Raw genomic sequence first — 5,265 nt, forward strand, 5'->3', positions numbered from 1 at the left:
GTGACGGTGTCGGACCACATGGCCTACGACGGCCTGCACGACGCGTTCACCGACCAGCCGATGGGCGCCCTCACCGAGCAGCGCAACGACGTCGACAAGCTCACCCGACGTGCGCAGGACGAGTTCGCCGCGGGATCACATCAGAAGGCGGCCGCGGGGTGGAAGAACGGGATTTTCGCCGACGAGGTGGTGCCGGTGACGATTCCGCAGCGCAAGGGCGACCCGCTGGAGTTCACCAAGGACGAGGGAATCCGGGCCGACACCACCGCCGAATCGCTGGCCGGGTTGAAGCCGGCGTTTCGCCGCGACGGCACCATCACCGCCGCGTCGTCGTCGCAGATCTCCGACGGTGCGGCCGCGGTGGTGGTGATGAACAAGGACAAGGCCGTCGAGCTGAGGCTGAGCTGGCTGGTCGAGATCGGCGCGCACGGCGTGGTGGCGGGACCGGACTCGACGCTGCAGTCCCAGCCGGCCAATGCGGTCCGCAAGGCCGTCGCCCGGGAAGGCATCACGGTCGACGACCTCGGCGTCATCGAGATCAACGAGGCATTCGCCGCGGTCGCGCTGGCCTCCATCGCCGAACTCGACGTGAACCCCGACATCGTCAACATCAACGGTGGTGCGATCGCCCTCGGGCATCCGATCGGCATGTCGGGAGCCCGGATCACCCTGCACGTTGCGCTGGAGTTGGCCCGCCGTGGCTCAGGATACGGGGTGGCGGCGCTGTGCGGCGGCGGCGGCCAGGGAGATGCGCTGATCCTGCGGGCCGGATAGGTTGCTGGGTTGCGTCGACAGCGCGGCGATGTGATCTTGCTCATAGTTCTCGACGATGGCCGTCGACAAGGGCGCGACGAGGCGTGACAAACTTGACGGCGTGACCCGTCCCCGACCCCCGATCGGCCCAGCACTGGCCGGAGCGGTGGATCTGTCCGGCCTCAAGCAGCAGGCCGAGCAGGGTGGGTCCGGCGGCGCCGGGGGTGCTGGGGCAGCCGCGCCGGGCGGCACCGAGATCACCGAGGCCAACTTCGAGGCCGAGGTGCTGCTCCGGTCCAATCAGGTGCCGGTGGTGGTACTGCTGTGGTCGCCACGCAGCGCTGCGTGTGTCCAATTGGCTGACACTCTTGCGGGCTTGGCGCAGTCCGATAACGAGGGCGACACCGGCAAGTGGTCGCTGGCCACGGTCAACGTCGACACCACGCCGCGCGTGGCGCAGGTGTTCGGGGTTGAGGCGGTGCCCACCGTGGTGGCGCTGGCCGGTGGGCAGCCGATCTCCAGCTTCCAGGGCGTGCAGCCACCGGATCAGCTACGGCGCTGGGTGGATTCGCTGCTGTCGGCGACAGCGGGCAAGCTCGGCGGTGCAACCGATTCCGGCCAGGAGGCGCAGGTCGACCCGGCACTGACTCAGGCACGCGAACAGCTCGAGGCGGGTGATTTCACCGCGGCGCGAAGCTCTTATCAGGCACTATTGGACGCCGATCCCCAGCACGCCGAAGCCGGCGCGGCCCTTCGCCAGATCGACTTCTTGCAGCGTGCTACCGCGCACCGCCCCGATGCGATTGCTGTTGCCGACGCCGCCCCGGACGACGTCGACGCCGCGTTTGCCGCTGCCGACGTGCAGATCGTCAACCGGGATGTCGCCGCCGCGTTCGACCGGTTGATCGCGCTGGTGCGACGAACGTCCGGTGATGCGCGCACCTCGGTGCGGACCCGGCTGGTGGAGTTGTTCGAGCTTTTCGACCCGGCCGATCCGGATGTCGTCGCCGCGCGCCGCAACCTGGCCAGCGCGCTGTACTGATTGCTGGTCGCGAGCATGCGCAAAGTCGCACTCCCGGAGACCGGATCGCGCGATTTTGCGCATGTTCGCGCATCGGCTCCGTCGGCGGATCAGTATGGAGGCTGCAGCTCGCCGAACATCGGGAAGTGGCGCACGTTGGTCGTCAATAGATCCGCGTCGATGACGATCGCCGTCGCGGCGATCACGTAGTCAACGTCGTCGATACCACTGTGGCTTCGCCTGAACCGACGTGCCAGCTGTCCAGCTACCCGGGCCACATGTTGCGTCACTCCCGCCCAGGTCAGGGCCGAGCAGAAATCCTCGAGGGCCGTCAACTCCTTTTCGCGGACGCCGGCCAGCAGCTCGAATCGAATCAACTCGCTGGCCACCACTTCCTCACCGGAATCAACGAGTCCGGCCAGCAATTCGACAGCAGCGGGCTGACCGCGCAGATGATCCACGGCAACCGTGGTATCGATCAGCTTCACGCCAGACCGAGCCGGGCAAGACGCTCGTTGAGGTCGCCGCGAATGGCATCAACGTACTCAGCTCCGGTGAAGTCACGCTCCCGCCAGGCACCGCCGCTTCGCCGCAGCGCCGCCACTCGCTCATGCTTTGACCCGCTCCCGTAGGTGCTGCGGACTGCCCGGCGGATCAGTTCCGATCGAGAGGCACCGCTTTCCTCGGCGGCACGATCCAACAGTTCGATCTCCTCGTCGCCCAGCGTGATCTGGGTTCGCATTACATCACTATACGTCTAGTGATGTCGCAGCGCGCAAGTCGACTCCAGCGATGAAACCATCCCAAGCGCCCTAACAACTCCGGGCATCGGTGGGTTCGCGTGGGTCGCGGCTTAACCGGCGTCGGGACCAGGGCTCGACGGTTTCACCGGGCGTTGCTGGCGTGCGCGGATGAGCATGGCGAAAGTCAGCGGACCGCTCTCGATGTGAAGCCGGTGTCGGTACGGTTAAGAGTTGTCGATGAGTGGTGGTTCATTCCCGGGTCGAATGCTAGACGGTCTCTGTTGCGGCGGATAGCCGCCGCAGCGCCGCCCGGACCAGGGCTGCGTCGGTGGTCGGCCAGAACGGCGGCAGCGAGGCACGCAGGTAGTCGCCGTAGCGCGCGGTCGCCATGCGCGAGTCCAGCACCGCCACCACTCCTCGATCGTCGAGGCCACGCAGCAGCCGGCCCGCCCCCTGCGCAAGTAACAGCGCCGCGTGGCTCGCGGCGACGGTCATGAAACCGTTGCCGCCGTGGGCGGTCACTGCGCGCTGGCGGGCGGCCAGCAGCGGGTCGTCCGGCCGCGGGAACGGGATTCGGTCGATGAGCACCAGCGACAGCGATGGGCCGGGCACGTCGACGCCCTGCCAGAGTGACAGCGTGCCGAACAGGGAGGTGTCAGCATCGGCGGCGAACTGCTCGACCAGCGCGCCGGTCGCATCGTCGCCCTGGCACAGCACCGGCGTTTCCAGGCGCTCCCGCATCGCCTCGGCGGCTGCTCGTGCCGCCCGCATCGACGAAAACAGCCCCAGCGTGCGCCCGCCGGCGGCGCTGATCAGCTCCGCGATCTCGGCCAACTGCTCGGCCGAGCCGGCGCCGTCACGCCCGGGAGCCGGCAGATGCGCGGCGACGTAGAGGATGCCGGCCTTGGCGTGGGCAAACGGCGATCCGACATCCAAGCCCCGCCAAAGAGATTCCGGATCCCCGTCCGTCAGGCCCCAGGCGCTCGCCATTGCTGCGAAGGATCCGCCGACGGTCAGGGTTGCCGAGGTCAGCACCGTGGTCGCGCGGGCGAACAGCCGATCACGCAACGGCCCGGCCACCGACAGCGGTGCCACCCGTAGCACCGGGCGCACCGAACCGCGGTTGTCCTCGTGGTCCAGCCACACGACGTCGGTGCGCTCCGGGATGGCGGGTCTGAACGAGGCCAGGATTCGTGTCGCGGTGTCGGCGATTTCGGTGAGCGCCACGACCGCCTCTTTGCGCGCGGCGGCAGCCTTCGGGTCGCTGGGCGCGGGGTCGATCGCCGATTGGGCCGCACCGGCGGCGTCGCGCAGCGCGGTCAGGTAGGTCGCCAGCTCGTCGTCGAGGTGATCCATCCGGCGGGGGCGCGCGTCGTGGATCGCCGAGCCGAACGTGGTCGCCGCGGTCTCGAACCGCTGGGTCAGTTCAGCTGAGACCAGCCGCGTGATCCGCCGCGACGCGACGCCGAGCGCAGCCGGCGTGAGTTCGCCGGTGGCCACCGAAGTCACCCGGTCCACCAGCTCGTGTGCCTCGTCGATCACCAGCAGTCGATGCTCGGGCAGAACGTTGGCCTCGCCGATCGCGTCGATGGCCAGCAGCGCGTGGTTGGTCACGACAATATCAGCGCCGCTGGCATTTTCGCGTGCGCGCTCGGCGAAGCACTCGGCGCCGAACGGACAGCGGGCCGCGCCCAGGCATTCGCGTGCCGACACACTGACCTGCGCCCAGGACCGGTCTGCTACACCGGGTTTGAGCTCGTCGCGGTCGCCGGTATCGGTCTCCGACGCCCACGCGGTAAGCCGCTGCACGTCGCGGCCTAGGGCGGTGGCGGCGGAAGGTTCGAAAAGCTCCTCCTGCTCACCATCGGTCGGTGCATCGGTACCGCTGGAGCCGCCGTGGATTTTGTTGAGACACAGGTAGTTCCGTCGTCCTTTGAGCAGCGCAAACTGTGGCCGTCGCGGCAGGACATCGGCCAGCGCGTCGACGAGTCGGGGCAGATCGCGCTCGACGAGCTGACGTTGCAAAGCGATCGTCGCGGTAGACACCACCACCGGGGTGTCATCGGACACTGCGCGGGCGATGGCGGGAACCAGATAGGCCAGCGACTTGCCGGTGCCGGTTCCGGCCTGAACGGCCAGGTGTTCGCCGGTATCGAAGGCATGCGCGACCGCTTCGGCCATCTGCACCTGGCCGCTGCGCTCGGTGCCGCCCAGCGCGGCTACCGCGGTGGCCAGCAGCTCGGGCACGTGGTTCATCGAGGCACCGTCTCCTGCGACCAGGTGGCGTCGGCGATCAGGGTCGTCGACCCGAGCACACCGATACTCTACGAACCGTCTTCTCGCTGCACGACTACTGCCCGGTGGGCGGCAGCGCTTGCGGGCTGCTGGAGGCTTATCCCGTGGACAATTCCGCGGCGAACCGGACGAATTCGATGGTTGGGGTTGCGGATTGCGGCAGGTGAGCGTTAGTTTAACGTTGGATTAAGGCCTGTTGTGTGCTGCGGGGACCTCCACTAAGGAATTAGATTGATGACCGAGCTTTTCACGGTGGGTGATCGTCGATCACGCACCACCACGGTGGGTCGTCGTCGTCCCGTGGGCCTTGTGGTGGGTGCGGCGGCGTTTGTGGTGGTGGCGATGAGTCTGACCGTGGGTGTGCCGCCGGCGCGCGCTGATGTCGTCGATTTGATCATCGACCCGTTGGTTGACTCGGTTCAGGCGGGTTTGGCGGGTGTTACCGATGCGGTG

At 67.8% G+C, this 5,265-nt stretch carries 6 protein-coding genes; 3 read left to right on the forward strand and 3 right to left on the reverse strand.

Annotation, left to right across the window (positions count from 1 at the left end):
- The coding region (locus AC2VOP_RS08485; protein ID WP_486960553.1) for an acetyl-CoA C-acyltransferase at window positions 1-774 on the forward strand (774 nt) is incomplete at its 5' end.
- Window positions 775-874: 100 nt separating this feature from the next.
- Window positions 875-1,795, forward strand: a complete 921-nt coding sequence (locus AC2VOP_RS08490) for a tetratricopeptide repeat protein (protein WP_486960554.1) — start codon at window positions 875-877, stop codon at window positions 1,793-1,795.
- An 89-nt stretch (window positions 1,796-1,884) separates the two neighbouring features.
- Here AC2VOP_RS08490 and AC2VOP_RS08495 read toward each other — a convergent pair whose 3' ends face one another.
- From AC2VOP_RS08495 to AC2VOP_RS08505, 3 genes are all read right to left on the reverse strand, one after another.
- The gene (locus AC2VOP_RS08495) at window positions 1,885-2,262 is read right to left on the reverse strand and encodes a PIN domain-containing protein (protein WP_486960555.1); all 378 of its coding nucleotides are present in this window, start codon (window positions 2,260-2,262) and stop codon (window positions 1,885-1,887) included.
- Complete coding sequence (locus AC2VOP_RS08500; protein WP_486960556.1) at window positions 2,259-2,516, reverse strand: ribbon-helix-helix domain-containing protein; 258 nt, start codon at window positions 2,514-2,516, stop codon at window positions 2,259-2,261. Before AC2VOP_RS08500 ends, AC2VOP_RS08495 begins: the two co-directional genes overlap by 4 nt.
- Before the next feature lie 268 nt (window positions 2,517-2,784).
- Entirely contained in the window at window positions 2,785-4,773 is a 1,989-nt protein-coding gene (locus AC2VOP_RS08505; protein WP_486960557.1) for an ATP-dependent DNA helicase, read from the reverse strand.
- A 273-nt stretch (window positions 4,774-5,046) separates the two neighbouring features.
- Here AC2VOP_RS08505 and AC2VOP_RS08510 point away from each other — a divergent pair.
- The coding region (locus AC2VOP_RS08510) for a hypothetical protein (protein WP_486960558.1) at window positions 5,047-5,265 on the forward strand (219 nt) is incomplete at its 3' end.

The organism is Mycobacterium sp. TH-M106, from assembly GCF_057473765.1.

Bases quoted from the DNA above. Each gene is read 5' to 3' on its own strand.
- AC2VOP_RS08500 (WP_486960556.1), bottom strand. From the start codon at position 2,516: ATGCGAACCCAGATCACGCTGGGCGACGAGGAGATCGAACTGTTGGAT.
- AC2VOP_RS08505 (WP_486960557.1), bottom strand. From the start codon at position 4,773: ATGAACCACGTGCCCGAGCTGCTGGCCACCGCGGTAGCCGCGCTGGGC.